This window comes from Pseudomonas sp. v388, assembly GCF_003935425.1.
Lineage (GTDB): Bacteria > Pseudomonadota > Gammaproteobacteria > Pseudomonadales > Pseudomonadaceae > Aquipseudomonas.
Map to the genome: position 1 here is coordinate 59,638 of NZ_RHQN01000004.1, position 26,556 is coordinate 86,193.

General features: G+C 62.4%; 21 protein-coding genes and 4 tRNA genes. 5 read left to right on the plus strand and 20 right to left on the minus strand.

All coding sequences use genetic code 11. The features are described from left to right. Positions 1-49 precede the first annotated feature (49 nt). Positions 50-1,102, plus strand: a complete 1,053-nt coding sequence (locus EGJ27_RS11025; protein ID WP_125830780.1) for an NAD(P)-dependent alcohol dehydrogenase — start codon at positions 50-52, stop codon at positions 1,100-1,102. 6 nt (positions 1,103-1,108) lie between these two features. Here EGJ27_RS11025 and EGJ27_RS11030 read toward each other — a convergent pair whose 3' ends face one another. The 10 genes from EGJ27_RS11030 to leuC form a co-directional block, all read right to left on the minus strand. Next, positions 1,109-1,921 carry an IclR family transcriptional regulator gene (locus EGJ27_RS11030; RefSeq protein ID WP_125830781.1) on the minus strand — a complete coding sequence of 271 codons (813 nt, stop codon included), beginning with the start codon at positions 1,919-1,921 and terminating at the stop codon, positions 1,109-1,111. Positions 1,922-1,993: 72 nt separating this feature from the next. Then, complete coding sequence (locus EGJ27_RS11035) at positions 1,994-3,307, minus strand: MFS transporter (protein ID WP_125830782.1); 1,314 nt, start codon at positions 3,305-3,307, stop codon at positions 1,994-1,996. Positions 3,308-3,393: 86 nt separating this feature from the next. After that, complete coding sequence (gene dgoD, locus EGJ27_RS11040) at positions 3,394-4,542, minus strand: galactonate dehydratase (RefSeq protein WP_125830783.1); 1,149 nt, start codon at positions 4,540-4,542, stop codon at positions 3,394-3,396. A 48-nt stretch (positions 4,543-4,590) separates the two neighbouring features. Beyond that, positions 4,591-5,223, minus strand: a complete 633-nt coding sequence (locus EGJ27_RS11045; RefSeq protein ID WP_125830784.1) for a 2-dehydro-3-deoxy-6-phosphogalactonate aldolase — start codon at positions 5,221-5,223, stop codon at positions 4,591-4,593. Position 5,224: 1 nt separating this feature from the next. After that, a complete protein-coding gene (locus EGJ27_RS11050; protein WP_125830785.1) occupies positions 5,225-6,229 on the minus strand; it encodes a 2-dehydro-3-deoxygalactonokinase in 1,005 nt (334 codons plus the stop codon). A gap of 291 nt (positions 6,230-6,520) precedes the next feature. Next, the gene (gene asd, locus EGJ27_RS11055; protein WP_125830786.1) at positions 6,521-7,633 is read right to left on the minus strand and encodes an aspartate-semialdehyde dehydrogenase; all 1,113 of its coding nucleotides are present in this window, start codon (positions 7,631-7,633) and stop codon (positions 6,521-6,523) included. Between the two features lie 70 nt (positions 7,634-7,703). Beyond that, positions 7,704-8,786, minus strand: coding sequence for a 3-isopropylmalate dehydrogenase (gene leuB / locus EGJ27_RS11060; RefSeq protein ID WP_125830787.1), 1,083 nt, complete (start codon positions 8,784-8,786; stop codon positions 7,704-7,706). 54 nt (positions 8,787-8,840) lie between these two features. After that, complete coding sequence (locus EGJ27_RS11065; protein WP_125830788.1) at positions 8,841-9,605, minus strand: class I SAM-dependent methyltransferase; 765 nt, start codon at positions 9,603-9,605, stop codon at positions 8,841-8,843. Positions 9,606-9,690: 85 nt separating this feature from the next. Then, positions 9,691-10,332 carry a 3-isopropylmalate dehydratase small subunit gene (gene leuD / locus EGJ27_RS11070; protein ID WP_125830789.1) on the minus strand — a complete coding sequence of 214 codons (642 nt, stop codon included), beginning with the start codon at positions 10,330-10,332 and terminating at the stop codon, positions 9,691-9,693. Continuing rightward, positions 10,329-11,768, minus strand: coding sequence for a 3-isopropylmalate dehydratase large subunit (gene leuC, locus EGJ27_RS11075; RefSeq protein ID WP_125830790.1), 1,440 nt, complete (start codon positions 11,766-11,768; stop codon positions 10,329-10,331). The genes leuD and leuC overlap by 4 nt, the downstream gene beginning before the upstream one ends. A gap of 142 nt (positions 11,769-11,910) precedes the next feature. On the opposite strand from leuC, the gene EGJ27_RS11080 reads away from it, so the two are divergent. Next, complete coding sequence (locus EGJ27_RS11080) at positions 11,911-12,789, plus strand: LysR family transcriptional regulator (RefSeq protein WP_125830791.1); 879 nt, start codon at positions 11,911-11,913, stop codon at positions 12,787-12,789. A gap of 63 nt (positions 12,790-12,852) precedes the next feature. After that, positions 12,853-15,048, plus strand: a complete 2,196-nt coding sequence (locus EGJ27_RS11085) for a bifunctional diguanylate cyclase/phosphodiesterase (protein ID WP_125830792.1) — start codon at positions 12,853-12,855, stop codon at positions 15,046-15,048. A 210-nt stretch (positions 15,049-15,258) separates the two neighbouring features. On the opposite strand, the gene EGJ27_RS11090 is transcribed toward EGJ27_RS11085, so the two are convergent. The 9 genes from EGJ27_RS11090 to uvrB form a co-directional block, all read right to left on the minus strand. Then, complete coding sequence (locus EGJ27_RS11090; RefSeq protein ID WP_125830793.1) at positions 15,259-15,711, minus strand: Hsp20 family protein; 453 nt, start codon at positions 15,709-15,711, stop codon at positions 15,259-15,261. 99 nt (positions 15,712-15,810) lie between these two features. Further along, positions 15,811-16,779 (minus strand): tRNA-dihydrouridine synthase, encoded by a 969-nt coding sequence (locus EGJ27_RS11095; RefSeq protein ID WP_125830794.1) that lies wholly within the window; start codon positions 16,777-16,779, stop codon positions 15,811-15,813. Between the two features lie 29 nt (positions 16,780-16,808). Beyond that, positions 16,809-17,270, minus strand: coding sequence for a thioesterase family protein (locus EGJ27_RS11100; RefSeq protein ID WP_125830795.1), 462 nt, complete (start codon positions 17,268-17,270; stop codon positions 16,809-16,811). A 175-nt stretch (positions 17,271-17,445) separates the two neighbouring features. After that, positions 17,446-17,521, minus strand: a tRNA-Glu gene (locus EGJ27_RS11105). A 45-nt stretch (positions 17,522-17,566) separates the two neighbouring features. Further along, a tRNA-Ala gene (locus EGJ27_RS11110) sits at positions 17,567-17,642 on the minus strand. A 52-nt stretch (positions 17,643-17,694) separates the two neighbouring features. Next, a tRNA-Glu gene (locus tag EGJ27_RS11115) sits at positions 17,695-17,770 on the minus strand. 76 nt (positions 17,771-17,846) lie between these two features. Beyond that, positions 17,847-17,922 (minus strand) — tRNA-Ala (locus EGJ27_RS11120). A 187-nt stretch (positions 17,923-18,109) separates the two neighbouring features. Continuing rightward, on the minus strand, positions 18,110-19,591 hold the full coding sequence (gltX, locus tag EGJ27_RS11125; RefSeq protein WP_125830796.1) for a glutamate--tRNA ligase: 1,482 nt from the start codon (positions 19,589-19,591) through the stop codon (positions 18,110-18,112). A gap of 186 nt (positions 19,592-19,777) precedes the next feature. Beyond that, complete coding sequence (gene uvrB / locus EGJ27_RS11130; RefSeq protein ID WP_125830797.1) at positions 19,778-21,793, minus strand: excinuclease ABC subunit UvrB; 2,016 nt, start codon at positions 21,791-21,793, stop codon at positions 19,778-19,780. Between the two features lie 352 nt (positions 21,794-22,145). Here uvrB and EGJ27_RS11135 point away from each other — a divergent pair, with 352 nt between their 5' ends. Next, on the plus strand, positions 22,146-23,342 hold the full coding sequence (locus EGJ27_RS11135) for an amino acid aminotransferase (protein WP_125830798.1): 1,197 nt from the start codon (positions 22,146-22,148) through the stop codon (positions 23,340-23,342). 135 nt (positions 23,343-23,477) lie between these two features. Further along, entirely contained in the window at positions 23,478-23,774 is a 297-nt protein-coding gene (locus EGJ27_RS11140) for a hypothetical protein (RefSeq protein ID WP_125830799.1), read from the plus strand. Between the two features lie 65 nt (positions 23,775-23,839). On the opposite strand, the gene EGJ27_RS11145 is transcribed toward EGJ27_RS11140, so the two are convergent. Further along, positions 23,840-26,164 (minus strand): acylase, encoded by a 2,325-nt coding sequence (locus EGJ27_RS11145; RefSeq protein WP_371920850.1) that lies wholly within the window; start codon positions 26,162-26,164, stop codon positions 23,840-23,842. Positions 26,165-26,556: the final 392 nt, after the last annotated feature.

A 26,556-nucleotide genomic window follows, 5' to 3' on the forward strand; every position in this document is an offset into this window, starting at 1 on the left:
CCCCTCTATCTACACCGAACACTTCACCCAAGCTTTGCGAGGTCAACACATGTACACCGCCATCGGTTATGCCGCTCAATCCCCAACCGCTCCCCTCGCCCCCATGTCTTTCGAGCGCCGCAGCCTGCGCGCCGACGACGTTGCCATCGAAATCCTGTATTGCGGCGTTTGCCACTCCGACATCCACCAGGCCCGTAACGAGTGGGGCATTGCGGTTTACCCGCTGATGCCGGGCCACGAAATCGTCGGGCGCGTGACCGCCACCGGCGGCGACGCCACGCGTTACAAGGTCGGCGATCTGGTCGGCGTCGGCTGCATGGTCGACTCGTGCCGCCAGTGCTCGGCCTGCCAGGCGGACCTGGAGCAGTATTGCCTGGAAGGCCCGACCATGACTTACGCCACGCCTGATCGCGTAGACGGCAGCAACACCATGGGCGGTTACTCCAACAGCATCGTGGTCGCCGAGCACTTCGTGGTGCGCATCCCGGAAAAACTCGACGCGGCCGCTGCGGCGCCGATCCTTTGCGCAGGTATCACCACTTACTCGCCGCTCAAGCACTACGGTGTGAAGGCCGGTGACAAGGTCGGCATTCTGGGCATGGGTGGCCTGGGCCACATGGGTATCAAGTTCGCCAAGGCCATGGGCGCCGAAGTGACGCTGTTCACCCGCTCCGCCGCCAAGGCTGCCGAAGGCCGCCGTCAGGGCGCCGACCACGTGATCATCTCCACCGATGCAGAGCAGATGAAAGCGGCCGCCGGCCACTTCGACTTCCTGCTCGACACCATTCCGGTGCAGCACGACCTGAACCCCTACCTCGATACCCTGCGCTTCGACGGCGTCCACATTCTGGTCGGCCTGATCGAACCGGTCGACCCGCCAGTGCATGCCGGCAAACTGGTGATGAGCCGTCGCGTATTGGCCGGCTCGCTGATCGGCGGCATCGCGGAAACCCAGGAAGTGCTGGATTTCTGCGCCGAGAATGACATTACCTGCGACATCGAGATGCTCGATATCCGTAACATCAACGAAGCCTACGAGCGCATGCTGGCCGGTGACGTGAAGTACCGTTTCGTCATCGACATGGCCACGCTGAAGGCTTGATCGGCTCTACGCTGCGCCGAGTTCGGCCGAGAGTCCCGCTGCCACTTCCTTGATCAGCGGAACCAGCTCGGCCATTTTCTCCAGCGGCATGTAGGGCACCGTGCTGGCGACACTGATGCCGGCGACGATCTGTTTGCTGGCGTCCCGCACCGGGGCCGCCACGCAACGGATCGACGGTTCGTTGTCCTCCAGGTCGAAGGCATAGCCGCCCGCGACGTACTCGATGCGACGCTGACGCAACTGCTCCCACGTCTGCTCCGGATGGGCCGGCCACAGCGACGGTTTGTCCGCCGCCGGCAGGCTGATGTCATACAGCCGGTGCCATTCCTGTTCCGGGCTGTCCAGCAACATGGCCTTGCCGATTCCGGTTCGCACCAGCGGCATGCGGTGGCCGACCCGCGAGCGCATTTCCGGTCCGTTACGGCCTGGATTCTTGTGCAGATACAGGACTTCGTCCCCTTCCCGCACCGCCAGATGCACGGTATCGCCAGTCAGTTCCGAGAGCCGGTCCAGCCACGGCCGAGCGAGGATCGCCAGCGGCACCTCTTCGCGCGCCTGAAAACCCAGCTCGATCAGCTTTGGCCCCAGCAGGTAGCCGACCTGCGGCAGTACTCGCAGATAACGCTCTTCCACCAGGCAACTGACCAGCCGGTGGGTGGTGCTGCGCGTGGTGCCGATCAGCCGGGCGATCTCCTTGAGGTCGCGTGCGCCAGCGGCGACGGCCTGGACCACGCCCAACCCGCGCAGCAGCGTCTGGGTGCCGGTGGGTGCGCTGTCCTTGCCGGGCACTGCCTGCTCGGTGAGTGGATCGTTATGCATATCAAGCCTTATCGAGTCGTGAAGCCGGCGCCATTATCGTCGCCGGCTTCGCGGCATGCCAGAAGCGCGATGTCACAGTTCAATGCGCTCGACCTTGCCCACCAGCAGGATGTACGACAGCGCTCCGATCAATGCCAGCACCGAGATGTAAGTGATGGCCGGTGCGAACGAGTCGCCGGTCGCCAGAAAGCCGATGACGATAGGCGTGGCTATCGCCGACAGATTGCCGATGAAGTTGAAGGTGCCGCCGGTCAGACCCAACAGGCGCGCCGGCGCCAGGGTCGAGACCAGTGACCAGGTGATCGATGCCAGGCCGTTACCGAAGAACGCCAGGGCCAGGAAAGCGATCACCAGCGGTGTGGAATCCACGAAGTTGGCGCCGATGATCGAAGTGGAAATCAGCAGCCCGGCGATGATCGGCAACTTGCGGGCAAAGCCTACGCTATGGCCGCGACGGATCAGCCAGTCGGAGAAGAACCCCGAGCACAGCACGCCGACGAACGCTGCCAGGAACGGCAAGGACGCCAGCAAGCCGGACTTGATGAAGTCCATGCCGCGGTATTTCACCAGATAGGTCGGGAACCAGGTCAGGAAGAACCACAGCGTCGAGTTCAGGCAGAACTGCCCCAGATAGATGCCCCACAGCTTGCGCTGGGTCAGCACGATGCGCAGGTCGGCGGCGCTGAAGCCGGGCTTCTTCTGTTTGTCGGTCTCGGCCTGGATGTCCACCAGACCACCACCCTCACGAATCAGATCGATCTCTTGCTGATTGACGCCCTTGAAATCCCGCGGCTCGCGATACACCGCGTACCAGATCACCGCCCACAGCACGCCGACGCCGCCGGTCACCACAAACACCATGTGCCAGCCGTAGACCGCTTGCAGCCAGGCCAACACAGGTGTCAAAAATGCCAGACCGACGAACTGGCCCGAGGTATAGAAGGCAATGGCCGTGGCCCGCTCACGCTCAGGGAACCACGAGGTCACCACACGGCTGTTGATCGGGTACGCCGGCGCTTCCAGCGCGCCCACCGCCATGCGCAGCACGAACAGCGCGATAAAGCTGGCCGCAAAGCCGAGCATGATGGTGGCGATCGACCACAGTGCCAGAGCGGCGGTATACAGAATGCGCGGCGGCACCCGGTCCACCAGCCAGCCGCCGGGCAGCTGCATGGCGGCGTAGGTCCAGCCGAACGCGGAAAAGATCAGGCCGACCTGAACCTGGGTCAGGCCCAGTTCGCCGGTCAGTGCCGGTGCGGCAATCGACAGGTTGCTGCGGTCCAGGTAGTTGATCACCACGGTGATGAACAACAGGACCATGATGAAATAGCGCTTGCGGCTAGGCGTCACCAGGGATGCGGCGCCTTCCAGGGTTCGTGTGTGCATGGGCTGTGCCTCTTATTGGATTTGTTCGAGCTCTGCAGGGCGAGGCAGCGCGTCACGGGGTCGGGACGCGCTGCTTCAGGCGGCCATCACCACTCGGCGAAGCTGCCGTCGGCGTGGCGCCAGATCGGGTTGCGCCAGCGATGGCCGATGGCTGCGCGTTCCTTGACGTACTCTTCGTTGATCTCGATGCCCAGGCCCGGGCCGTTAGGGATCTTCACCATGCCTTTGTCGTAGTCGAACACCTCCGGGCGCTTCACGTAGTCGAGCAGGTCGTTGCTCTCGTTGTAGTGAATGCCCAGACTCTGTTCCTGAATGAACGCGTTGTAGCAGACCGCGTCCAGTTGCAGGCAGGCGGCCAGCGCGATAGGCCCCAGCGGGCAGTGCAAGGCCAGCGCCACGTCATAGGCTTCGGCCATGTTGGCGATCTTGCGGGTTTCGGTGATGCCGCCGGCGTGGGACGCATCGGGCTGGATGATGTCCACGTAGCCCTCGCTCAGCACGCGCTTGAAGTCCCAGCGCGAGAACAGCCGCTCGCCCAGGGCAATCGGCGTGCTGGTCAGCGGCGCCAGCTCCTTGAGGGCTTCGTAGTTCTCACTGAGCACCGGCTCTTCGATGAACATCAGTTTGTACGGGTCCAGTTCCTTCATCAGCACCTTGGCCATGGGCTTGTGCACCCGGCCATGGAAGTCGACGCCGATGCCGACGTTCGGCCCGACCGCATCACGCACGGCGGCGACGCTGGCCAGCGCCAGATCAACCTTGTCGAAGGTATCGAGGAATTGCAGCTCGGCGGTGCCGTTCATCTTCACGGCGGTGAAGCCGCGATCTACCGCTTCACGGGCCGCTTTGGCGGTGTCGGCCGGACGGTCGCCGCCGATCCACGAGTAGACACGGATCTTGTCGCGCACCTGGCCGCCGAGCAGATCGCTGACCGACACGCCCAGCGCCTTGCCTTTGATGTCCCACAACGCCTGGTCGATGCCGGCCAGCGCACTCATGTGGATCGCGCCGCCACGGTAGAAGCCGCCACGGTAAAGAACGGTCCAGATGTCTTCGATATTGCGCGGGTCCTTGCCGATCAGGTAGTCGGAAAGTTCTTCCACGGCTGCGGCAACGGTATGAGCGCGGCCTTCGACCACCGGCTCACCCCAGCCGACCACGCCTTCGTCAGTCTCGACTTTCAGGAAGCACCAGCGTGGAGGAACGATGAAGGTTGTCAGGCGAGTGATTTTCATTGTGCAGTTCTCTTATTGAGTTTTTGTACAGAGACCCAAGGATCAACTTCAGCGAGGGGCGCCGGTCAGGTCGCGCCAGGCGCGGACGTAGGCATTGGCCCGCTCTTCAACGTTGGCGGTGGTCATACCCGGTTTGAACAACCCGGAGCCCAGGCCGAATCCTTTGACGCCGGCTTCGAGAAACACCTTCATGTTGTCCGGGGTGATGCCGCCCACCGGCAGCAGCACAGTCCCGGCCGGCAGTACCGCCAGCCAGGCTTTCACCACGGCGGGCGACATTTGCTCGGCGGGAAAAAGTTTGAGCACGTCGGCGCCCTCACCCAGTGCTGCAAACGCTTCGGTCGGCGTCGCGACGCCCGGCGACAGGAACATCCCAGCCGCCTTGGCCGCGCGCAAGACCTTGGGATCGCTGTGGGGCATGACGATTACCTGACCGCCGGCGTCCTTGACCTGAGTAACCTGTTCCGGCGTCAACACCGTGCCAGCGCCGATCAGGCAGTCGGCAGGCAGGCGCTGGCGCAGCAGGCCGATACTGTCCAGCGGCTGCGGCGAGTTGAGTGGCACTTCGATGACCCGGAAACCGGCTTGATACAGCGCGTCGCCGATAGCCGGCGCCTCTTCCGGGCGCAGGCCGCGCAGAATCGCGACCAGGCCGTTTTCCTTCAGGGCTTGCTTGAGCATTTCACACCTCGTTTGCAATGGTTGATGGCGCAGTGGCGAGCAGACCTGCCTGGACCGCAACCTGCCACAGGCCGCGCTCGGTGGCCTGTTCAGCCAGCGTCACGTAAGGAAAACCGGCAGCCGCCAGGCCTCGGGAATAGCGGGCGCAGAGCGGCTCGCTGCCGATCAGAATGACGGCGGGCAAGGGCTTGCGACGTTGGTGTTGGAGTTCAGCCAAGGCCGCCAGCTCGTGACCGATCAGCAGGCCGGACAAGTAATCGGGCTGGGCGCTGCCCTCGAGCTGCCCGGTCAGGCCAAGGGTGCGGGTGCTGAAAATGGTCGACAGCGGTCCGGCCGCGCCGTCTTCGGACAGCGCCACCGCCAGACCACGGTCAAATGCCTGTGAGTCGAGGGCATCCACACGCTGCATGGTGCGTCCCAGAATGGTGTGGGCGCACAGCGCGGCGTAGACCTCGCCGGTCATGAAGGTATCGAAATGTTGAATCCGGCCGTCCGCCACTTCCACCCATTTGGAGTGGCTGCCGGGCAGACCGATGAGCAGCGGCCGATCGGCCTGTTCGGCGGGGAGCTGGGCCAGCACGCCCAGCACCTGGGTTTCTTCACCGCGCATGACATTAGGCAACGCCGAACGCTGCAAGACACCGGGAATGATGTGCAGCGTCACACCGCGCAGGCTGTGAACCGTCTGCAAGGCTGCGCTCAGTTCATTGACGCTGGCCGGGGTTTCGCGATAGGTCGCTTCGCGCCAGCCCTGAGCGCTGCCGACCATGCCGCAGGCAATCACCGGCAAGTCAGGCTCGGCATCCAGCCAGTCGCCGCAGGCCTCGTCCAAGGCCAGCTCGAAGCCGTCGCTGCACAAGGACCCGGCAATCTGCCGGGGCGTGGTCGGCAACTGCATGATGCCCGCGCTCAAAGCACGTTGTTGCAAGACCTGGCCCTTGTCGCCAAGTCGATAAGCCCGCAGTGAGGTCGTCCCCCAATCGAGCGCGATCAATTGCGCCTGCATTGCTTCACCTGTTGTTTTTCTGGAGTGAGTGCGTGCCGACTATAAGCCCATTAACGGAAACATCTCAATATGTAAATTACTATCCCATATATTGGGACGAAAAGTCTGACTCTTGGTAGCAGCCAGCTCGCTGGCGAAAACGCCTTCCAGAATCACCCCACACGTTCGACCGTACGCCGCCATCGCCAAGTGGCGCCTGTCGTTTCAGGCATCCACTCAACCCTGAACCGCACCCATAAAAAAACGCCCCTCGAAAGGGGCGTTTCTGGATGCAGCATCACCGCAGGAAAATCAACGCTCCAGCAGAATCCGCAGCATGCGGCGCAGCGGTTCGGCCGCGCCCCACAACAGCTGGTCACCCACGGTGAAGGCGCCCAGGTACTGCGAACCCATGTTCAGCTTGCGCAGACGACCGACCGGAATGCTCATGGTCCCGGTCACGGCTGTCGGGCTGAGTTCCTGAATGCTGGCCTCGCGGTGGTTCGGCACCAGCTTGACCCACGGGTTGTGCTGGCTGATCAAGCCTTCGATGTCCGCAATCGGCACATCCTTGTTCAGCTTGATGGTCAGCGCCTGGCTGTGGCAACGCATGGCGCCGATGCGCACGCAGATACCGTCGACCGGGATCGGGCTCTTGAAGCGACCCAGGATCTTGTTGGTCTCGGCCTGGGCCTTCCACTCTTCACGGCTCTGCCCATTAGGCAGTTCCTTGTCGATCCACGGAATCAGGCTGCCGGCCAGCGGCGCGCCGAAATTCTCGGTCGGGAACGCCTCGCTGCGCATGGCCTCGGCGACCTTGCGGTCGATATCGAGGATGGCACTGGCCGGGTTGGCCAGATCATCGGCCACCGAACCGTTCACCGCGCCCATCTGACGGATCAGCTCGCGCATGTTCTGCGCACCGGCGCCGGACGCCGCCTGATAGGTCATGGCCGTCATCCATTCCACCAGACCGGCTTCGAACAGACCGCCCAGGCCCATCAGCATCAGGCTGACGGTGCAGTTGCCGCCGATGTAGTTCTTGGTACCGGCATCCAACTGCTGGTCGATGACCTTGCGGTTCACCGGGTCCAGGACGATGACCGCGTCATCCTGCATGCGCAGGCTCGAAGCGGCGTCGATCCAGTAACCCTGCCAGCCGGCTTCGCGCAGCTTGGGGAACACCTCGGTGGTGTAGTCGCCGCCCTGGCACGTCAGGATCACGTCGAGGGTTTTCAGTTCGTCGATGCTGTACGCATCCTTCAGAGGCGCGACGTCCTTACCCACCGACGGGGCCTGGCCACCGACATTCGAAGTGGTAAAGAACACCGGCTCAATGAGGTCGAAGTCCTGCTCTTCCCGCATCCGCTGCATGAGCACGGAACCGACCATGCCACGCCAACCGATCAGACCTACACGTTTCATCGCAACAACACCTTAAATAAAAGTGGGACCACCGCCTGCGTCATGTACAGCAGCCGGCGGGCCAGAGAGATTACAGATTCCTTAGCGCGGCGACTACTGCGTCGCCCATTTCAGACGTGCCGACCTTCACTGTACCGGTGGACCAGATGTCGCCGGTGCGCAGGCCCTGGTCCAATACCAGGCTGACCGCCTTCTCGATTGCATCGGCGGCATCGCCGAGGTTGAAGCTGTAACGCAGCATCATGGAGACCGACAGAATGGTCGCCAGCGGGTTGGCAATACCCTGCCCGGCGATGTCCGGCGCCGAACCATGGCACGGCTCGTACATGCCTTTGTTATCGGCATTCAGGGAAGCAGACGGCAGCATACCGATCGACCCGGTCAGCATCGAAGCTTCATCCGACAGAATGTCGCCGAACATGTTGTCGGTGACGATCACGTCGAACTGCTTGGGCGCGCGCACCAGTTGCATGGCGGCGTTGTCGACGTACATGTGGCTCAGCTCGACCTCAGGATAATCCTTGGCGACCTGCTCCACGATTTCACGCCACAACTGGCTGGACGCCAGGACGTTGGCCTTGTCGACCGAGCACAGTTTCTTGCCGCGCACCATGGCCATGTCGAAACCGACCCGGGCAATACGGCGGATTTCGCTTTCGCTGTACGGCAGCGTGTCGTAGGCCTGGCGCTCGCCACTCTCCAGCACGCGGGTACCGCGTGGTGCGCCGAAGTAGATGCCGCCGGTCAGCTCGCGAACGATCAGGATATCCAGGCCGGCAACGATCTCAGGCTTGAGGCTCGACGCGTCCGCCAGTTGCGGATACAGAATGGCCGGACGCAGGTTGCCGAACAGGCCCAGTTGCGAACGGATTTTCAGCAGGCCGCGCTCGGGACGAATGTCACGCTCGATGGCGTCCCACTTCGGGCCACCCACGGCGCCCAGCAATACGGCGTCGGCTGCGCGGGCGCGGTCGAGGGTTTCATCGGCCAGCGGCACGCCGTGCTTGTCGATGGCCGCGCCGCCGATCACATCAAAGCTCAGTTCGAAATCCAGCTGATACTTCTGGTTGGCCAGCTCCAGGACCTTGACCGCCTCGGCCATGATTTCCGGACCAATACCATCACCTGGGAGAATCAGAATCTGCTTGCTCATAACTTCCTCGATTGTGTTCGTCAGCGCTGTCAAGCAGCGCCTATGTGTAAGGTTTCAGCGTTCAGCCCAGAGCACCAGCACATCGGTGCTGAACGAGCCGTCCGGGGCTACTTCAAAATAATCGCGCACTTCTGCGCCCATGGCCTGTTGCAGCTCGCGGATTGCCACCCGCATCGTCTCCGGCGTGCGCATACGCTCGACCCAGGAGGTGAATTCCAGACGCAGGCGCTGGCGGGTATGGCTGCGAGTGAACAGACCGGCATCGCTGACCTGATGCAGCCATTCGGCGGCAGAGTAATCACGCACATGACTGGTATCGCGCAACACTTCTACGGTTTGCAGATGGGTGTCCAGCAACGGACTGCCCGGCGACATCACATCGATGAACGCCGCCACGCCGCCCGGCTTGAGTACCCGGCGCACTTCACGCAGGGCCAGGCCCAGGTCGCTCCAGTGATGGGCCGAGTAACGGCTGAACACAAAGTCGAACTCGCCGTCTTCGAAGGGCAGCCGCTCGGCCGCGCCCTTCACGGTGCGGATATTGCCCAGCCCCTTGTCGGCAGCCGCCGCGTCGACCACGTCGAGCATCTGTTGCGAAAGGTCGTACGCTACCACTTCAGCCACGGCCGGCGCGACATGGAAACTCACATGGCCGGCGCCACAGCCCAGATCCAGCACCCGCGCCTCGGCGTGCCCTGCCACTTCGGCCTGCAGTAGGGCAAACTCGCTGCCCTGAGCGTGCACGGCACTGCTCAGATAGGCCGAAGCCTGTTCACCGAATTGACGCTGTACGACTTGACTGTGGGCGGAACGGGTCATGGTGTATCTCCCTGAATTGCGGCGCTGAAGCCTACCTGTACCGCTCCCTCCCACAAGTTTCGCGTGGGCAGAGGTACGTGTGGTATCAGTCGCGGAACAACCACGGCTGGCTGGCGCGGTGTCTGCTCTCGAAGGTTGCAATGGCATCGGCATCCACGAGGGTCAGGCCGATGTCGTCAAGGCCGTTGAGCAGGCAGTGCTTGCGGAATGCATCGATCTCGAAACTCAGCACTTTGCCGTCGGGACGAGTCACGGTCTGGGCCTGCAGGTCCACGGTCAGCTGATAGCCGGGCGTCGCTTCCACCTGCTTGAACAGCTGATCCACTTCGTCTTCATCGAGAATGATCGGCAAAAGGCCGTTCTTGAAGCTGTTGTTGAAGAAGATATCGGCGTAGCTGGGCGCGATAATCGCGCAGAAACCGTACTCTTCCAGCGCCCAGGGCGCGTGCTCGCGGCTGGAGCCGCACCCGAAGTTCTCCCGCGCCAACAACACGCTGGCGCCTTGATAGCGCTCGTGATTGAGCACGAAATCATGGTTCAGCGGGCGCTTGGAGTTGTCCTGGTACGGCTGGCCCACATCCAGGTAACGCCATTCGTCGAACAGGTTCGGGCCAAAGCCGGTGCGCTTGATCGACTTCAGAAACTGCTTGGGAATGATCTGGTCGGTGTCGACGTTGGCACGATCCAGAGGGGCAACAAGGCCTGCGTGTTGGGTAAAGGCTTTCATGCTTGGGCTCCTTGTGGCTGGATCAGGTCGCGAACGTCGATGAAATGGCCCTGCACGGCGGCGGCGGCGGCCATGGCCGGGCTGACCAGGTGTGTACGCCCGCCGGCGCCCTGACGGCCTTCGAAGTTGCGGTTGGAGGTCGACGCGCAGTGCTCGCCGGAACCCAGGCGATCCGGGTTCATCGCCAGGCACATGGAGCAACCCGGCTCGCGCCATTCGAAACCGGCGTCGATGAAGATCCGGTCCAGGCCTTCTTTCTCGGCCTGCGCCTTGATCAGACCAGAACCCGGGACGACCAGTGCCTGCTTGATGGTCGATGCCACTTTGCGGCCCTTGGCGATTTGCGCCGCGGCGCGCAAATCTTCGATCCGTGAGTTGGTGCAGGAGCCGATGAACACGCGATCCAGCTGGATATCGGTGATCGGCTGGTTAGGCTTGAGGCCCATGTACTTGAGCGCACGCTCGATGGAGCCACGCTTGACCAGATCCGGCTCGGCAGCCGGGTCCGGCACGTTCTGATCCACGGCCAGCACCATTTCAGGCGACGTGCCCCAGCTGACTTGCGGCTTGATCTGCGCAGCGTCCAGCTCGACCTCCGCGTCGAACACTGCGTCGGCGTCGGAGACCAGATCCTTCCAGAGTTCGACGGCCATGTCCCACTCTGCGCCTTTGGGCGAGAACGGACGGCCCTTGACGTACTCGATGGTCTTCTCGTCGGTGGCGACCATGCCGACCCGCGCGCCCGCCTCGATGGACATGTTGCAGATGGTCATACGGCCTTCGATGGACAGGTCGCGGATCGCGCTGCCGGCGAATTCGATGGCGTAGCCGTTGCCGCCGGCGGTGCCGATCTTGCCGATCACGGCCAGCACGATGTCCTTGGCGGTCACGCCGAACGGCAACCGGCCTTCGACCGACACCCGCATGTTCTTCATTTTCTTGGCGACCAGGCACTGGGTGGCCAGCACATGCTCGACTTCGGAGGTGCCGATGCCATGGGCCAGCGCACCGAACGCGCCGTGGGTGGAGGTGTGCGAGTCACCGCAGACCACGCTCATGCCCGGCAAAGTGGCGCCCTGCTCCGGGCCGACCACGTGAACGATGCCCTGGCGCGGGTCATTCATCTTGAATTCGGTGATGCCGTACTCGTCGCAGTTGTCGTCCAGGGTCTGGACCTGCAGGCGCGACACCTGGTCTTCGATGGCATCGATACCGCCCTTGCGCTCGGCGGTGGTCGGCACGTTGTGGTCCGGAGTGGCGACGATGGAGTCGATACGCCACGGTTTGCGACCGGCCAGACGCAGGCCTTCGAACGCCTGGGGCGAGGTCACTTCATGGATGATGTGGCGGTCGATGTAGATCAGCGCCGAACCATCGTCGCGCTGCTTGACCAAATGCGAATCCCAGAGCTTGTCGTAAAGCGTCTTGCCGGCCATCGGGCTAGTTCCTCATCAGCTTTTTCTATGCCTTGGGCAATCGTTCGATGACCCTTTGGCTTGTGCGGTCATGCTATGAAATATGCTTAAATAACTCAAATTCATAATTTTCATAGTTTGGATAACCAACTGGAATCCCATCATGGACCTGGCCAACCTTAACGCCTTTATTGCCATCGCCGAGACAGGCAGCTTCTCCGGTGCCGGCGAGCGGCTGCACATTACTCAGCCGGCCATCAGCAAGCGTATCGCCGGTCTGGAACAGCAGTTGAATGTGCGCCTGTTCGATCGCCTCGGCCGCGAAGTCAGCCTGACCGAGGCCGGACGCGCATTGCTGCCCAGGGCTTACCAGATTCTCAACGTGCTGGATGACACCCGCCGGGCGCTGACCAACCTGTCCGGCGAGGTCACCGGCCGGTTGACGCTGGCCACCAGTCACCACATCGGCCTGCACCGATTGCCGCCTCTGCTGCGCGAGTTCACCCGCGCCTACCCCGAGGTGGCGCTGGACATTCAGTTTCTCGACTCGGAAGTCGCCTACGAGGAAATCCTTCATGGCCGGGCTGAGCTGGCCGTCATTACCCTGGCTCCCGAGCCGCATTCGCTGGTGCAGGCGGTGCCGGTGTGGGACGACCCGCTGGATTTCGTCGCCGCGCCGGAGCACCCGCTGACCAATAGCGGTCCGATGCGCCTGCAGGACATCGTGGACTACCCGGCGGTGTTTCCCGGCGGCAACACCTTTACCCACCACATCGTCAGCGGCTTGTGCGAAGCCCAGGGCCTCAAGCCCAACATTGCCATGAGCACCAACTACATGGAGACCATCAAAATGATGGTGTCCATTGGTCTGGCGTGGAGTGTACTGCCGCGCACCATGCTCGACGAACAGGTGGCGCGCATCCCCTTGCCGGGCGTACAGCTCAAACGCCAGCTAGGCTACATCCTGCATACCGAGCGCACGCTTTCGAATGCCGCGAAGGCCTTCATGAAGTTGCTGGATGCCCAGACGCAGATTTCCTGAAAAGGACTGTGTGAGGTGTAAATGATCGTATTACCGGCTTATCAATCGAAGGCTCGTGATCACATGCCAAACTCAGTTGACCGCTCCAACGAGCGAGCGTCCCCTCAGGCCGGCGCCTCCCGCGCCGCAGTGGCAGGTACTGAACAGGCCCAGCAGGAAACCCTGTTGCAAGAGACGACAGACCGTCTGGAACTGGCCCTGAGTTCGGCACAGATGGGTACGTGGGACTGGCACATTCCCAGCGCCATGCTGCATGCCTCGGCTCGCGCGGCGCAGTTGCACGGCCTGGAAGCGCTGCCGCTGCATGATCATTTCGAAACGTTTTTTGCCGGCGTGCCGCCACGGGCGCGGGAGCATATGCGTCGCGCGTGGCTGCACGTACTCAGCGATCACGACGATGACTTCCACCTCACCTATCGGGTTCCGCTGGGCGATGGCACCGCCCGTCTGCTGGAAGCCCGCGCTCGGGTGTACCGCGATGAGCAGGACAGGCCTGTCCGCCTTTCCGGCACGCTGCTGGACATTACCCAGCAACGCGCCCAGGCCGCCCTGGAAGCCAGCGAAGCGAAATTCGCCAAGGCATTCCACTCCAGCCCCGACTCCATCACCATCACCGAGCTGGAGTCGGGCCGCTATCTGGAGGTCAACGACGGCTTCTATCGCCTGACCGGCTTCACGGCCGAGGACGTACTGGGCCGCACCGCCTATGAGATCGGCATCTGGAGCGACCGCCACCAGCGCCAGCGCATGATCGAGCAGCTTCGGCAGAACGGCACCGTCCACCATCACGAAATGGTCGGCCGCGACAAACGGGGCGAGCCTTTGATCCTGGACGTTTCGGTGGAATCCATCACCCTGAACGAGACCGCCTGTCTGCTGATGATCGCCCGGGACATCGGCCAGTTGAAGAGCGCCCAGGCACAGATCCAGCATCTGGCCTATCACGACTCGCTGACCAACCTGCCCAACCGCGCACTGCTCATGGACCGCCTCAGCCAGCAGCTGTCTCTGCTCCGCCACCACGACCTGCGGGGCGCGCTGCTGTTCCTGGACCTGGATCACTTCAAACACATCAATGACTCCCTCGGCCATCCGGTCGGCGACCGGGTACTCAAGGTGGTGACCGCGCGCCTGGAAGCCAGCGTGCGCCAGGAGGACACGGTCGCGCGCCTGGGCGGCGATGAGTTCGTGGTGCTGATCTGCGGCCTTGAGGGCAGCCACGATGAAGTCGAACGACAGGTGCGCGAACAGTCCGACACCTTGCGCCATCTGCTGGCCGAACCCATGTTCCTCGATGGCCATCGCCTGCAAGTCACGCCCAGCATCGGCGTGGCCCTGATCCCCGACCATGGCTCGACGCCGGCCGACCTGCTCAAACGGGCCGACATCGCGCTATATCGCGCCAAGGACACCGGCCGCAACACGACCCAGTTCTATCACAGCTCGATGCAGCAGGCCGCCAGCCAGCGCCTGCGCATGGAAAACGACCTGCGCCTGGCGCTGGCCCGCAACGAACTGCGCCTGCATTACCAGGCCCAGGTTGATGCGCGCGGTGAGCGGATCAACGGCGCCGAGGCCTTGCTGCGCTGGCAGCATCCGGAACAGGGGCTGCTGGCGCCCAGCGAGTTCATGCAGATACTCGAAGAAAGCGGCATGATCCTGGAAGTCGGCAGCTGGGTACTCGATGAAGCCTGCCGGTTGGCCGGCCAGTGGCTACGCCAGGGGCTGGTTCATGAAAACCGGTTCCTGATGGGTGTCAACGTCAGCCCGCGTCAGTTCCGCCAGGGCGATTTCGTCGAGCGGGTGCAGCGCAGCCTGCACCTGCATGACCTGCCGGCAGCGATGCTCAAGCTGGAGATCACCGAAGGCATCGTGATCCGCAATCTGGAGGACACCATCGCCAAGATGCAGCGCCTCAAGGATTTGGGTGTCAGCTTTGCGATGGACGACTTCGGCACGGGTTACTCATCGCTGACGTACTTGAAGCGGCTACCGGTCGACACGCTGAAGATCGACCAGTCGTTCATCCAGCACGCCGCCATTGCGCCCAATGACACGGAAATCATCCGCACCATCGTCGCGATGGCCCAAAGCCTGAGCCTGAACCTGATTGCCGAAGGCGTGGAGACAGCGGAGCAACTGGCGTTTCTCGAAGGTCTGGGCTGCCACTGCTACCAGGGCTACCTGTTCAGCGAACCCCTGGTGGATTCAGACTTCGCAGCACTGCTGCGCCTGAACGCCCACCTGCGAACCGAGTGACGCTACTGGAGCGACCGGAGCGGCGATCCGCCATGCTCGCCAGGATGCCGCCATGTGCTGCGCTGACAGAGACTTTCGCCAGCAAGCTGGCTACAGATGATTGAAGTATGTCGCTGCCCCGACCGCATAGTGACGCCACGCCTTCACGGGCAAGTCCGTTCCCACCAACAGAAAGGGCGCCGCCGGGCGCCCTTTCTGTTGTGTTGCCGATCAGTTGGCATCCTGCTCCAGGGTTTTCTGCCCGTTGAGCGGAATGCGCCGAGGCTTGGCCTCTTCCGGCACGTTTCGCACCAGATCGATATTCAGCAGGCCATGGGACAGATCCGCACCCTTGACTTCGATATTGTCCGCCAGGCGGAAAGCCAGCTTGAACTCGCGTCGGGCGATGCCCTGGTGCAGATAAGTCACGTTGTCGGCCTCGCGTTCGCGCTTGCTGCCGGTCACGGTCAGCACGCCTTTTTCAACCTGCAGGTCGAGGTCCTCATCCTGCATGCCTGCGGCGGCGATCACGATGCGGTATTGATCATCGGCATGCCGCTCCACATTGTAGGGAGGGTAGCCACTGGTCGAGTCGCTGCGACCTGCGGTTTCGAACAGGTCGTTGAAGCGATCGAAGCCCACTGAATGACGAAACAGTGGAGCCAGAGAAAATGCAGTCGTCATGATAATTCTCCTGTTAGTCAGCGAGTAGTGAGCGACCCGGTTTCGGCATCGCTTAATCCCGAAAATAGGGACGGCCATTCGCTTTTCAAGAGACTTTTTTCAGGCTTCGAACGACCGTTCGTCGGGTGAATAGCCGAGCAACGCACTGATGCGTTGGCAATCGGTTTCTCGGCGCAGCAAGTCGAACAACGCGGTGGCTTCAGGGTAGCTTTTGGTCAGCAGCACCAGCCATTGCTTGAGCCGTCCGGGCGCCTGGACCAGGGTCATCTTCGCCAGGCAGTCGCCCCAGAAGGTGCGCAGCATCGGTTGCAGTTCGGCCCAGGTCATCTCCACTACCTCTTCGCCCGCATTGGCGGCGGCGATCTGCCGGGCGAGGTCCGGGCGCGCCACCAGCCCGCGACCGATCATGATGTCCCGCGCGCCGCAGATTTCCCGGCAGCGGCGCCAGTCATCGACGGTCCAGATCTCGCCATTGGCGACGACCGGCACCTTGACCACTTCCTGAATGCGCGCAATCCATTCCCAATGGGCCGGAGGCTTGTAGCCATCGACCTTGGTCCGCGCATGGACGACGATGCGTTCGGCGCCGCCGTCGGCCAACGCCCGGGCGCAGTCCAGGGCCAGATCGGTGTTGTCGAACCCCAGGCGCATCTTGGCGGTCACCGGAATCGCCTTGGGCACCGCCCGGCGCACGTGTTCGAGGATGGTGTGCAGCAGCTCCGGCTCTTTAAGCAGAACCGCGCCGCCGCGGGAGCGATTGACGGTTTTGGCCGGGCAACCGAAATTCAGATCCATGACCGGCGCGCCCAGCTCACAGGCAAAGGCCGCGTTCTCCGCCAGGCACACCGGGTCGGAACCCAGCAACTGAAGGTGCAACGGGACGCCCGCGGCGGTCCTGGCATCGGTGTGCAGTTCGGAGGCCAGCTTGTAGAAGTACGCGGCCGGCATCAGCCGCTCGGACACCCGGATGAATTCGGTCACGCACCAGTCGATGCCGCCGACACGAGTCAGCACATTACGCAGGATGTCGTCGACCAACCCCTCCATGGGCGCCAGAGCAATTTGCATGGGACACACTCGAAAAAAAGTCCGGCAGTTTACTGTTCGGCGGCAAGATTGGAAACGTTGCCGTCAGCCAGCGCACGGCCGTAACCGTCGATGAACTCGTTGGGCATGCGCTTGGGGCGACCGCTGGACAGTTCGATGCACACGAAAGCGGTTTGCGCCCGCAGTAACGTGACGCCGTCGCTGGGCCGGCGCAGTTGAAAGCGGCGGGTCATTTTCAGACGCCGATCCCAGTCGACGATCCAGGTGGCCAGCACCAGTTCGTCGTTTTCGTAGGCACTTGCCAGATAATCGATCTCATGCCGGACCACTGCCATGGCGCGGTCCAGCCGCCGATATTCGGACAGATCCAGGCCAAGCTGCTGTGAGTGGCGCCAGGCGCAACGTTCCAGCCAGCTGACGTAGACGGCGTTGTTGGCGTGGCCAAGCCCGTCGATATCGTCGGCAGCGACTGAAAGGTCGATAGTGAAAGGCGTTGGCAGATCCCAGACCATGCTTGCTCCTGTTCATGGATTCACGTGACGGGAGTGTAGCGTGGGGAACGGGGAGAATGTGGAGCTGCGCGGACAACAGCATCCGTATCCGTAAGAGAGGAAAAACCAAACCCCGGAAAAACAAAAGGGCCATTCAATAATCGAATGACCCTTGGTCTCGCAGAGCGAGAAATCGTGGCGTCCCCTAGGGGACTCGAACCCCTGTTACCGCCGTGAAAGGGCGGTGTCCTAGGCCACTAGACGAAGGGGACGCAAAACCTTCTGTCAGATCCGCCTTATGGCGAACCCTGGCAAATTGGTGGAGCTAAGCGGGATCGAACCGCTGACCTCCTGCATGCCATGCAGGCGCTCTCCCAGCTGAGCTATAGCCCCGAATTTAACGCCCTGCGGCGGAGATCAACCTTGCGGCCTCACTCGGTGAAACTGGCGTCCCCTAGGGGACTCGAACCCCTGTTACCGCCGTGAAAGGGCGGTGTCCTAGGCCACTAGACGAAGGGGACAAACCTTCTTTCTGATCGGATGCTGGTTTCCGATCGATTCAAGACCCCCGTGTTACCTGGCCTTGAACCTGAAATGTGGTGGAGCTAAGCGGGATCGAACCGCTGACCTCCTGCATGCCATGCAGGCGCTCTCCCAGCTGAGCTATAGCCCCACATCAGTGGACGGGGCGCATGTTAAGCGTGAGTCGCTAACCTGTCAAACTTATTTTTAACTTTTTTTAAAATTTTTCGTCGGCATAACAAACACTTACCCGTGACGCCCCGATTCCGGGGCGTCGTCGACCACTGCATGCGCCCTACCCTGCGCACCTGCAGCGGTCGATCTGTCACACCGCTGTATCAGGCGATCGCGCCCAACAGTTTTTCCCATTCCTTGTTTTCCTTCTTCGACACGCCACCGAGCAGATCGATGGCCTGGCGCAGACGGAAGCGGGTCAGGTCAGGGCCGAGAATTTCCATGGCGTCCAGGACCGACACCGAGCTGGCTTGCCCGGTGATCGATGCAAACATTAACGGCATGGCATCGCGCAACTTGAGGCCCAGGCGCTCGACCACCGCCTGGATAACGGCCGTGATCGACTCTTTCTCCCACTGGCGCAGCGATTCCAGCTTCCAGAGAATCAGCTGCATCAGCTGGCGAACCTGCTCGGGCGACAGCTTCTTGTGCTCGAACAGCTTCGCATCCGGCGTGACGCCACCCGCGAAGAAGAAGCTGGCCAAGGGTGCGATCTGACTGAAGGTCTCGACCCGGCCCTGCACGTGGGGTGCGATCTTCATCAGGTACTCGGGGTTCAGCGCCCAGGTCTGCACCCGCGTGGCGAACTCTTGCACCGGCAATTCGCGCAGCCACTGGCCGTTGAGCCAGGACAGTTTCTCGATATCGAAGATCGGCCCGCCCAGCGAGACGCGAGACAGGTCGAAGTTGTCGACCATTTCCTGCAGCGAGAACTTCTCACGCTCGTCAGGCATCGACCAGCCCATGCGGCCCAGGTAATTGAGCATCGCTTCGGGCATGAAGCCCATGCGCTCGTAGAACGTCACCGACGTCGGGTTCTTGCGTTTGGACAGCTTGCTCTTGTCGGGGTTACGCAGCAGCGGCATGTAGCACAGCTGCGGCTTGTCCCAGCCGAAGTATTCGTAGAGCAGGATCAGCTTGGGCGCCGAAGGCAGCCACTCCTCGCCGCGCAGCACGTGGGTGATGCCCATCAGGTGGTCATCGACCACGTTGGCCAGGAAGTAGGTCGGCAGACCATCGGTCTTCATCAGCACCTGCATGTCCATGCGATCCCAAGGGATCTCGACGTCGCCACGCAGCAGGTCCGGCACCACGCAGACGCCTTCGGTCGGCACTTTCATGCGGATCACATGAGGCTCGCCGGCGGCCAGACGGCGCGCCACTTCTTCCTTGGAAAGCAGCAAGGAGCGGCCGTCGTAGCGCGGGGTTTCACCGCGGGCCATCTGTTCGGCGCGCATCTGATCCAGCTCTTCGGCAGTGCAGAAGCAGGGGAAGGCGTGACCCATGTCGACCAGTTGCCGGGCGTATTTCTGGTAGATATCGCCCCGCTCGCTCTGCCGGTACGGACCGTGCGGCCCGCCGACGTCAGGGCCTTCGCTCCATTCGATGCCCAGCCAGCGCAGCGCGTCGAAGATCTGCTGTTCGGACTCGCGGGTCGAGCGCAGCTGATCGGTGTCTTCAATGCGCAGAATGAACTCGCCGCCATGCTGCTTGGCAAAGCAGTAGTTGAAGAGCGCGATATACGCTGTGCCAACGTGAGGGTCGCCGGTGGGCGATGGCGCGATGCGGGTACGAACGGTGGTCATGGAAAATCCCGAATAGGTCGATCAAGCGCGGAATGTTAACAGGCGCGGGGGTTGTGGCTCCAGCGATGGACACACGGGGGAGCGGACTTGTCCGCGAAGACGTGTTTCAAGGCGCAGAAGATTCTGTGGATGCGCCGGCTTCTTCGCGGACAAGCGGAACCCCGCCCGGTCCGTTCCCACGCCCCATCAGACCGCCAGCAAACGCTCACGCAATTTGCCGATCTCGTCGCGCATCTGCGCGGCGGCTTCGAATTCCAGGTCGCGGGCCAGTTGGTACATTTTCTCTTCCAGCTGGCGGATGCGCTTGGTGATCTCGCTGGGCGAACGCAGTTCGTTTTCGTACTTGGCGTTCTCTTCCGCCGCCTTGGCCATGCCCTTGCGCTTCTTGCTGCGCGAACCCGGCACGGTGGCGCCTTCGAGGATATCGGCCACGTCCCTGGATACGCCGATAGGCGTGATGCCGTTGGCCTCGTTAAAAGCGATCTGCTTCTCGCGGCGACGCTCGGTTTCGTTGATGGCGCGTTCCATGGAGCCGGTCATGCGATCGGCATACAAAATCGCCCGGCCCTTGAGATTGCGCGCCGCTCGGCCGATGGTCTGGATCAGCGAGCGGTCGGAACGCAGGAAGCCTTCCTTGTCGGCATCCAGAATCGCCACCAGCGCCACTTCCGGCATGTCCAGGCCTTCGCGCAGCAGGTTGATCCCCACCACCACGTCGAACGTCCCCAGACGCAGGTCACGAATGATCTCGACCCGTTCGACCGTATCGATGTCCGAGTGCAGATAGCGGACCTTCGCTCCATGATCGGCCAGGTAATCGGTCAAGTCTTCGGCCATGCGCTTGGTCAGCACGGTGACCAGCACCCGCTCATCCTTGGCCACGCATTTATTGATCTCCGACAGCAGGTCGTCCACCTGGGTCAGCGCGGGACGGACTTCCACCAGCGGGTCCACCAGACCGGTAGGCCTGACGACCTGTTCGATGATGCGCCCGGCGTGTTCGGCTTCATAGTTGCCAGGCGTGGCCGAAACGAAGATGGTCTGCGGGCTGACGGCTTCCCATTCGTCGAAACGCATCGGCCGGTTGTCCAGCGCCGAGGGCAGACGGAAACCGTATTCCACCAGGGTTTCCTTACGGGACCTGTCGCCTTTGTACATGGCACCGACCTGGGAAACACTGACGTGCGACTCGTCGATCACCAGCAGCGCGTCGGGCGGCAGATAGTCGTACAGCGTCGGCGGTGGCGCGCCGGATGGACGGCCCGACAGGTAGCGCGAGTAGTTTTCGATGCCGTTGCAGTAGCCCAGCTCCAGCATCATTTCCAGGTCGAAACGGGTGCGCTGCTCCAGGCGCTGGGCTTCCACCAGCTTGTTCTGGCTGCGCAGATATTCCAGGCGCTCTTGCAGCTCGACCTTGATGCCTTCCATCGCTTCGAGCAGCGTTTCGCGGGGCGTCACGTAGTGGCTCTTGGGGTAGAAGGTAAAGCGCGGCAGCTTGCGAATCACTTCGCCGGTCAGCGGATCGAACGCCGACAGGCTCTCGACCTCGTCGTCGAACAACTCCACGCGGATCGCTTCCAGGTCCGATTCGGCGGGATAGATATCGATCACATCACCGCGCACCCGGAACGTGGCGCGGGCAAAGTCCATATCGTTACGGGTGTATTGCAGGTCCGCCAGGCGGCGCAGCAAGGCGCGCTGGTCGAGTTTGTCGCCACGGTCGATGTGCAGGACCATGCGCAGATAGGTTTCCGGGCTGCCCAGGCCATAGATGCACGACACGGTAGTGACGATGATTGCGTCCTTGCGTTCCAGCAGCGCTTTGGTCGCCGACAGTCGCATCTGTTCGATATGGTCGTTGATCGATGCGTCCTTCTCGATGAAGGTGTCCGATGACGGCACATAGGCTTCGGGCTGGTAGTAGTCGTAGTACGAGACGAAATACTCGACCGCATTGTTCGGGAAGAATGCCTTGAACTCGCCGTACAGCTGGGCCGCCAGGGTCTTGTTCGGGGCCAGCACCAGGGTCGGACGCTTCACCTGGGAAATGACGTTGGCGATGCTGAAGGTCTTGCCCGAGCCGGTCACGCCGAGCAGCGTCTGGTGCGCGAGGCCCGCCTCGATGCCTTCGACCATCAGGCGGATGGCTTCGGGCTGATCGCCGGCCGGCTTGAAACGGGTGACGAGCTGGAACTCGGACATAAATAACCTCTCAGTTCGGGTGCGCAGATCCGGCGCCCAACAGACTCGCTCGTAAAACAGACGCCGACGCCTTCTCCCGTCGGGGAAAGACGTAGCCGGTAGAGTGAGATAACCCTCTAGATGGAGCCATATCCTCGCCTTTCAAGCCACGCATTGCATCAACGGTTAAAAGATTGAGGCCACAGGCTGACGAACGTTCTGCAAATCGTGCAAAAAACCTCGCAAAAAAGCCCTGGAGCCTGTCGCCCCTCTCCGGGATGCTCTCTATACTGTGTCCCCGCTTGTGCACTGTTCTGGCGCATTCAGCCGGAGCGGTTTCCCCTTCCCTCTTCATTCAGAGCTGCCGCAAACAATGAGCCTCTTCTCCGCTGTCGAAATGGCGCCCCGCGATCCGATCCTGGGTATCAACGAAGCATTCAACGCCGACACCCGCACCACCAAGGTCAATCTTGGCGTGGGTGTCTACTGTGACGAAGACGGGCGCATTCCATTGCTGCGCGCAGTGGCTGAAGCCGAGAAGATTCGCGTTGCGCAGCATGCGCCCCGCGGCTACCTGCCGATCGACGGTATCGGCGCCTACGACCTGGCGGTGCAGAAACTGCTGCTGGGCGCCGATTCACCGCTGATCGCTTCCGGCCGTGTCTTGACCACCCAATCGGTGGGCGGCACCGGGGCGCTGAAGATCGGCGCGGACTTCCTCAAGCGCCTGCTGCCCGGCGCCGTGGTTGCCATCAGCGACCCGAGCTGGGAAAACCACCGCGCGCTGTTCGAGGCCGCCGGTTTCCCGGTTCAGGACTATCGCTACTACGACGCCGCCACCCATGACGTGGACCGGGCCGGCATGCTCGAAGACCTGCGCAACCTGCCGGACAACTCCATCGTCGTGCTGCACGCCTGCTGCCACAACCCGACCGGCGTCGACCTGAGCGTCGATGACTGGAAAAACGTGCTGGACGTGGTCAAGGCCAAGGGTCACGTGCCGTTCCTGGACATGGCGTATCAGGGTTTCGGCCAGGGTATCCAGGAAGACGCGGTGGCGGTGCGCCTGTTCGCCGCTTCCGGGTTGACTTTCTTCGCCTCCACGTCGTTCTCCAAGTCGCTGTCGCTGTACGGCGAGCGGGTCGGCGCGCTGTCGATCATCACCGAGTCGGCTGAAGAGACAGCTCGCGTGCTGTCCCAGGTCAAGCGGGTGATCCGCACCAACTATTCCAACCCGCCGACCCACGGCGCGATCATCTCCGCGGCCGTGCTCAACGACCCGGCGCTGCGTGCCGTATGGGAAGAAGAACTGGGCCAGATGCGCACTCGCATCCACGCCATGCGCAAGGCGATGGTCGAGCGTCTGGCGGACAACCCGGCCGGTCAGGACTTCAGCTTCGTGGCACGCCAGTGCGGGATGTTCTCCTACTCCGGCCTGACCGCCGCACAGGCCCAGCGTCTGCGCAGCGAGTTCGGCATCTATGCCCTGGACACCGGTCGTATCTGTGTCGCGGCGCTGAACGAGAAGAACATCGACGTGGTCTGCGACGCGATCAAGCAAGTGCTCTGATCGGTAGTGCAAATGACAAAAAGGGAAGCCTCAGGGCTTCCCTTTTTCATTGGCGGAGCAGTTTCGTCGAACGACTGCGCGCCCCTGCCCTCAAAACCTGGTAAGCATTCCATTTGAAATGCCAGCGAGGTGCATATGTCCAAGGAACCGCAACAGCAAAAAGAACAGGCTCCCGGCCAACATAACCCGACCCAGGATCGCAACGACCCGGCTATCGATCCCCGGACCCCGGATGATCAGGGCCAGCCTTCGACGCCTGGGCAATCCCAGTCCCAATCCCAGTCACAGCAGCAATCCCGGTCGTCCGGCCCGCAGGACGGAGAAAACAGCGCCTACGTGCCGGACTACGAGCCTCAGCAAAAGCCCAAGACCCAGCGCAACCTGCAACCCACCCAAGGCCATGATGCGGATATCGATACCCCGGGCGGTTGAAGAGTCTGCACGACCATCCCCTGTGGGAGCGCCGCCCGGTCCGCTCCCACACCACCGTCTATTGGCTACTTTTCTGCCTTGATCACTTGCAGCGAATACTCCGGATCCGCCTTGATCTGCTCTTCGGTGAACGGCAGCGTGCTCCACTGTTTTCTGGAGAACGCTTGGGTCTGGTCACCGGAATGAGCGGATTGCGGATTGCTGGAAACCGAGAACGTCAACAGCCCCTGTGCTTTCGGCCCCTGGTCGTCAAAGCTCACCACCTGCAGATAACTGCTGCCGCTGACCACTTCACGCTTGCCGTCCTGGCCTGCCACGGTTTGCATGGCGTTATAGACGCCCAGCTCTGCCGGCCCGCCGTGGATCGGAATTGGCGTACCGGTCGCGCTGGAAACCTGCACATCGCCCCAGCGCAGGTCCGCCGGCAACCCGGTTTTCTGCGCTTCATCGGCCACCGCCAACAGGGCGCTGCGCAGTGCGGCGGCGACTTCCGGCTTGTCGAGGGCCAGACCGCGCGGCGTGTGCGCCGGGTCGCGGGCATCGAACGGCACCCGCCAGCGCGACGGCACGCTTTGCAGGCCGGCCATGATTTTCTGGAAGTACACCAGGCCCGCCCCACTGCTCAGCTCGGCGCGCCGGTCCCAGCTTTTCAGCGCCGTACACAGCGCATTCAGACGCGCCGCATCAGCACCCAGGCTTGAAGCGCAGAACTGCAACAGGTCGGGCAGCACCTGGCCGGTCTGATACACCTCGTTATCCATGACCATGGCCTGCAAAGCCGCCACGCTGACCTTGCCCGAACGTTGCAGGCTGGCAAGGCGATCCAGCGCGAAGCGGGTGCGCTGGCCAAGCGCCTGACCATCCTGGCTGATCAACGGCGAGAAACCGGTGAGCGGTGCCGCCGGGTTGACCATCCACGCCGAGTCGTTGGAATGCTGCACGTAGTCGGTACGCTGCAACTGCGGCTGTTGCGACGAAGGATAGATGCCCGGCTGGGCCGAGTCGGCGCTGACCTCCCAGTTGCAGGCACTGTGCGAGCCGTCGAGCACGATCATCGCCGTGCCCAGCCGTGGGTCGCTGCACTGCGCCAGTTTGCCGGCATCGACGTTGGGCACCACCGACAGGTTCATGTACAGCGCCTGGCCCTGGGCATCCACCGCCACGGTATTGACCCACGGAATGCCCTGATGCTTGTGCACCGAATCCTGCAACGCTTGCAGGCTGTCGGCCTGATCCATGGCGTACCACTGCTGCAAGACGCGGTCGTTGTCCAGATTGGCGTCGCGCAGACTGAAAGCCACCTGATGGTTCCAGTCCAGCTTGCCCGGCCACTGCACCACCGGCCCGAACTCGGAAGACCAGACCGTGCGGGTTATCGCTTTCAGACTGCCGTCGGGCTGCTTGGCCTCGACCTGAATGCGGCGGCCGGTCATGGCTTTGGACTGCCCGTCCAGCAGGTAGCGGGTCGGGTCCTTGGGGTCCAGTTGCAGGCGGTGCAAGGTGAAGTGTTTGGAGGTATCGACCGTGTGGGTCCAGGCCAGATGCTGGTTGAAACCGATATTGATCAACGGCAGGCCAGGCAGCGACGCACCCATGACATCGAGCTTGCCGGGGATGGTCAGGTGCATTTCATAGAAGCGCATGCCGCCGCTCCACGGGAAATGCGGATTGGCCAGCAGCAGGCCGCGGCCATTGAACGACAGGTCACGCCCGATCGCCACCGCATTGCTGCCGCGTTCCAGAGCGAAGCGTTGGTTGCGTTCGGCGGCGGCCTGCAAGGCCTGGAGTTGGCGGTTGCGTTCGCTCGACAACTGCGCGTTCTGCTTCTCGCGCTGCGGCGGTCGGGCGCCGGCAATCGCTTCGGTGAACTGTCCGAGCCCGCCTTCGACCAGTAGACGTCGACTCAAGCGCACCAGATCGTTGCTGTCGATGGACCTGACCCATTCACCCTGACAGGCTTCGGGCAGGCCGCTGGCCGCCTGTTCTTTCAAGGACCGGTTATAGCCGTCGGCATAGCCTTGCATCAACTGGCGGATCTCGCTCGGCTGGGCCTCCCAGAAACCGGCGACCGCTTCCGGGGTGTTCAGCCACTGGAAGAACAGGTCGCTGGCCAGGTTGTTGCGCTTTTCCAGGGTTGCCTGATCCGGCCCGAAGAACCGCGAGCGTTGACCGTGGACCGTGACGATCTCGTTGGCCAGCAGGCACAGGTTGTCCTGGGCGTAGGCATAGCCGATACCGTAGCCCAGGCCGCGTTCGTCCTTGGCCAGGATGTGCGGCACGCCGAATCCGGTGCGGCGGATCTGCGCGGACGGGTCCTGATCGGCCACGGCACACAGCGGAACCGCCAGTACGCCGCAGAGACCGGCTAGAAAAATTCTGGAAATGATCACACTGACTCCACTGTGGCGAGGGTTTACCTGTAGGACCGAGCCTGGTCGCGAAGGCGTTAGATCTGCAGGAATATCCATTGCAGCTGCACCGGCCTCTTCGCGACCAAGGTCGCTCCTACAGAACACCGTTTTTGCAGGACGGCCCTCAGTAACGAAGGCGCCAGATCCGCAGGAACACCCATTGCAGCTGCACCGGCCTCTTCGTGACCAAGGTCGCTCCTACAGAACATTGTTTTTGCAGGACGGGCCATCACTGAACGAAACCTGCGCAGGAAATTTACTCACGCCTGCCAATCCACCTCGCTAAATTCCCGCGCACGGCCCTCGTCTAATGGACAGTTTCCCCGGCGGCTGCTTGCCGTCCGGGTGTCTTTCCCCGGCAGGAACCCTGC

What these genes read in the sequence shown, in the direction of transcription:
- EGJ27_RS11025 (WP_125830780.1), top strand. Translation starts at nt 50, where the DNA reads ATGTACACCGCCATCGGTTATGCCGCTCAATCCCCAACCGCTCCCCTC.
- EGJ27_RS11030 (WP_125830781.1), bottom strand. Translation starts at nt 1,921, where the DNA reads ATGCATAACGATCCACTCACCGAGCAGGCAGTGCCCGGCAAGGACAGC.
- EGJ27_RS11035 (WP_125830782.1), bottom strand. Translation starts at nt 3,307, where the DNA reads ATGCACACACGAACCCTGGAAGGCGCCGCATCCCTGGTGACGCCTAGC.
- dgoD (WP_125830783.1), bottom strand. Translation starts at nt 4,542, where the DNA reads ATGAAAATCACTCGCCTGACAACCTTCATCGTTCCTCCACGCTGGTGC.
- EGJ27_RS11045 (WP_125830784.1), bottom strand. Translation starts at nt 5,223, where the DNA reads ATGCTCAAGCAAGCCCTGAAGGAAAACGGCCTGGTCGCGATTCTGCGC.
- EGJ27_RS11050 (WP_125830785.1), bottom strand. Translation starts at nt 6,229, where the DNA reads ATGCAGGCGCAATTGATCGCGCTCGATTGGGGGACGACCTCACTGCGG.
- asd (WP_125830786.1), bottom strand. Translation starts at nt 7,633, where the DNA reads ATGAAACGTGTAGGTCTGATCGGTTGGCGTGGCATGGTCGGTTCCGTG.
- leuB (WP_125830787.1), bottom strand. Translation starts at nt 8,786, where the DNA reads ATGAGCAAGCAGATTCTGATTCTCCCAGGTGATGGTATTGGTCCGGAA.
- EGJ27_RS11065 (WP_125830788.1), bottom strand. Translation starts at nt 9,605, where the DNA reads ATGACCCGTTCCGCCCACAGTCAAGTCGTACAGCGTCAATTCGGTGAA.
- leuD (WP_125830789.1), bottom strand. Translation starts at nt 10,332, where the DNA reads ATGAAAGCCTTTACCCAACACGCAGGCCTTGTTGCCCCTCTGGATCGT.
- leuC (WP_125830790.1), bottom strand. Translation starts at nt 11,768, where the DNA reads ATGGCCGGCAAGACGCTTTACGACAAGCTCTGGGATTCGCATTTGGTC.
- EGJ27_RS11080 (WP_125830791.1), top strand. Translation starts at nt 11,911, where the DNA reads ATGGACCTGGCCAACCTTAACGCCTTTATTGCCATCGCCGAGACAGGC.
- EGJ27_RS11085 (WP_125830792.1), top strand. Translation starts at nt 12,853, where the DNA reads ATGCCAAACTCAGTTGACCGCTCCAACGAGCGAGCGTCCCCTCAGGCC.
- EGJ27_RS11090 (WP_125830793.1), bottom strand. Translation starts at nt 15,711, where the DNA reads ATGACGACTGCATTTTCTCTGGCTCCACTGTTTCGTCATTCAGTGGGC.
- EGJ27_RS11095 (WP_125830794.1), bottom strand. Translation starts at nt 16,779, where the DNA reads ATGCAAATTGCTCTGGCGCCCATGGAGGGGTTGGTCGACGACATCCTG.
- EGJ27_RS11100 (WP_125830795.1), bottom strand. Translation starts at nt 17,270, where the DNA reads ATGGTCTGGGATCTGCCAACGCCTTTCACTATCGACCTTTCAGTCGCT.
- gltX (WP_125830796.1), bottom strand. Translation starts at nt 19,591, where the DNA reads ATGACCACCGTTCGTACCCGCATCGCGCCATCGCCCACCGGCGACCCT.
- uvrB (WP_125830797.1), bottom strand. Translation starts at nt 21,793, where the DNA reads ATGTCCGAGTTCCAGCTCGTCACCCGTTTCAAGCCGGCCGGCGATCAG.
- EGJ27_RS11135 (WP_125830798.1), top strand. Translation starts at nt 22,146, where the DNA reads ATGAGCCTCTTCTCCGCTGTCGAAATGGCGCCCCGCGATCCGATCCTG.
- EGJ27_RS11140 (WP_125830799.1), top strand. Translation starts at nt 23,478, where the DNA reads ATGTCCAAGGAACCGCAACAGCAAAAAGAACAGGCTCCCGGCCAACAT.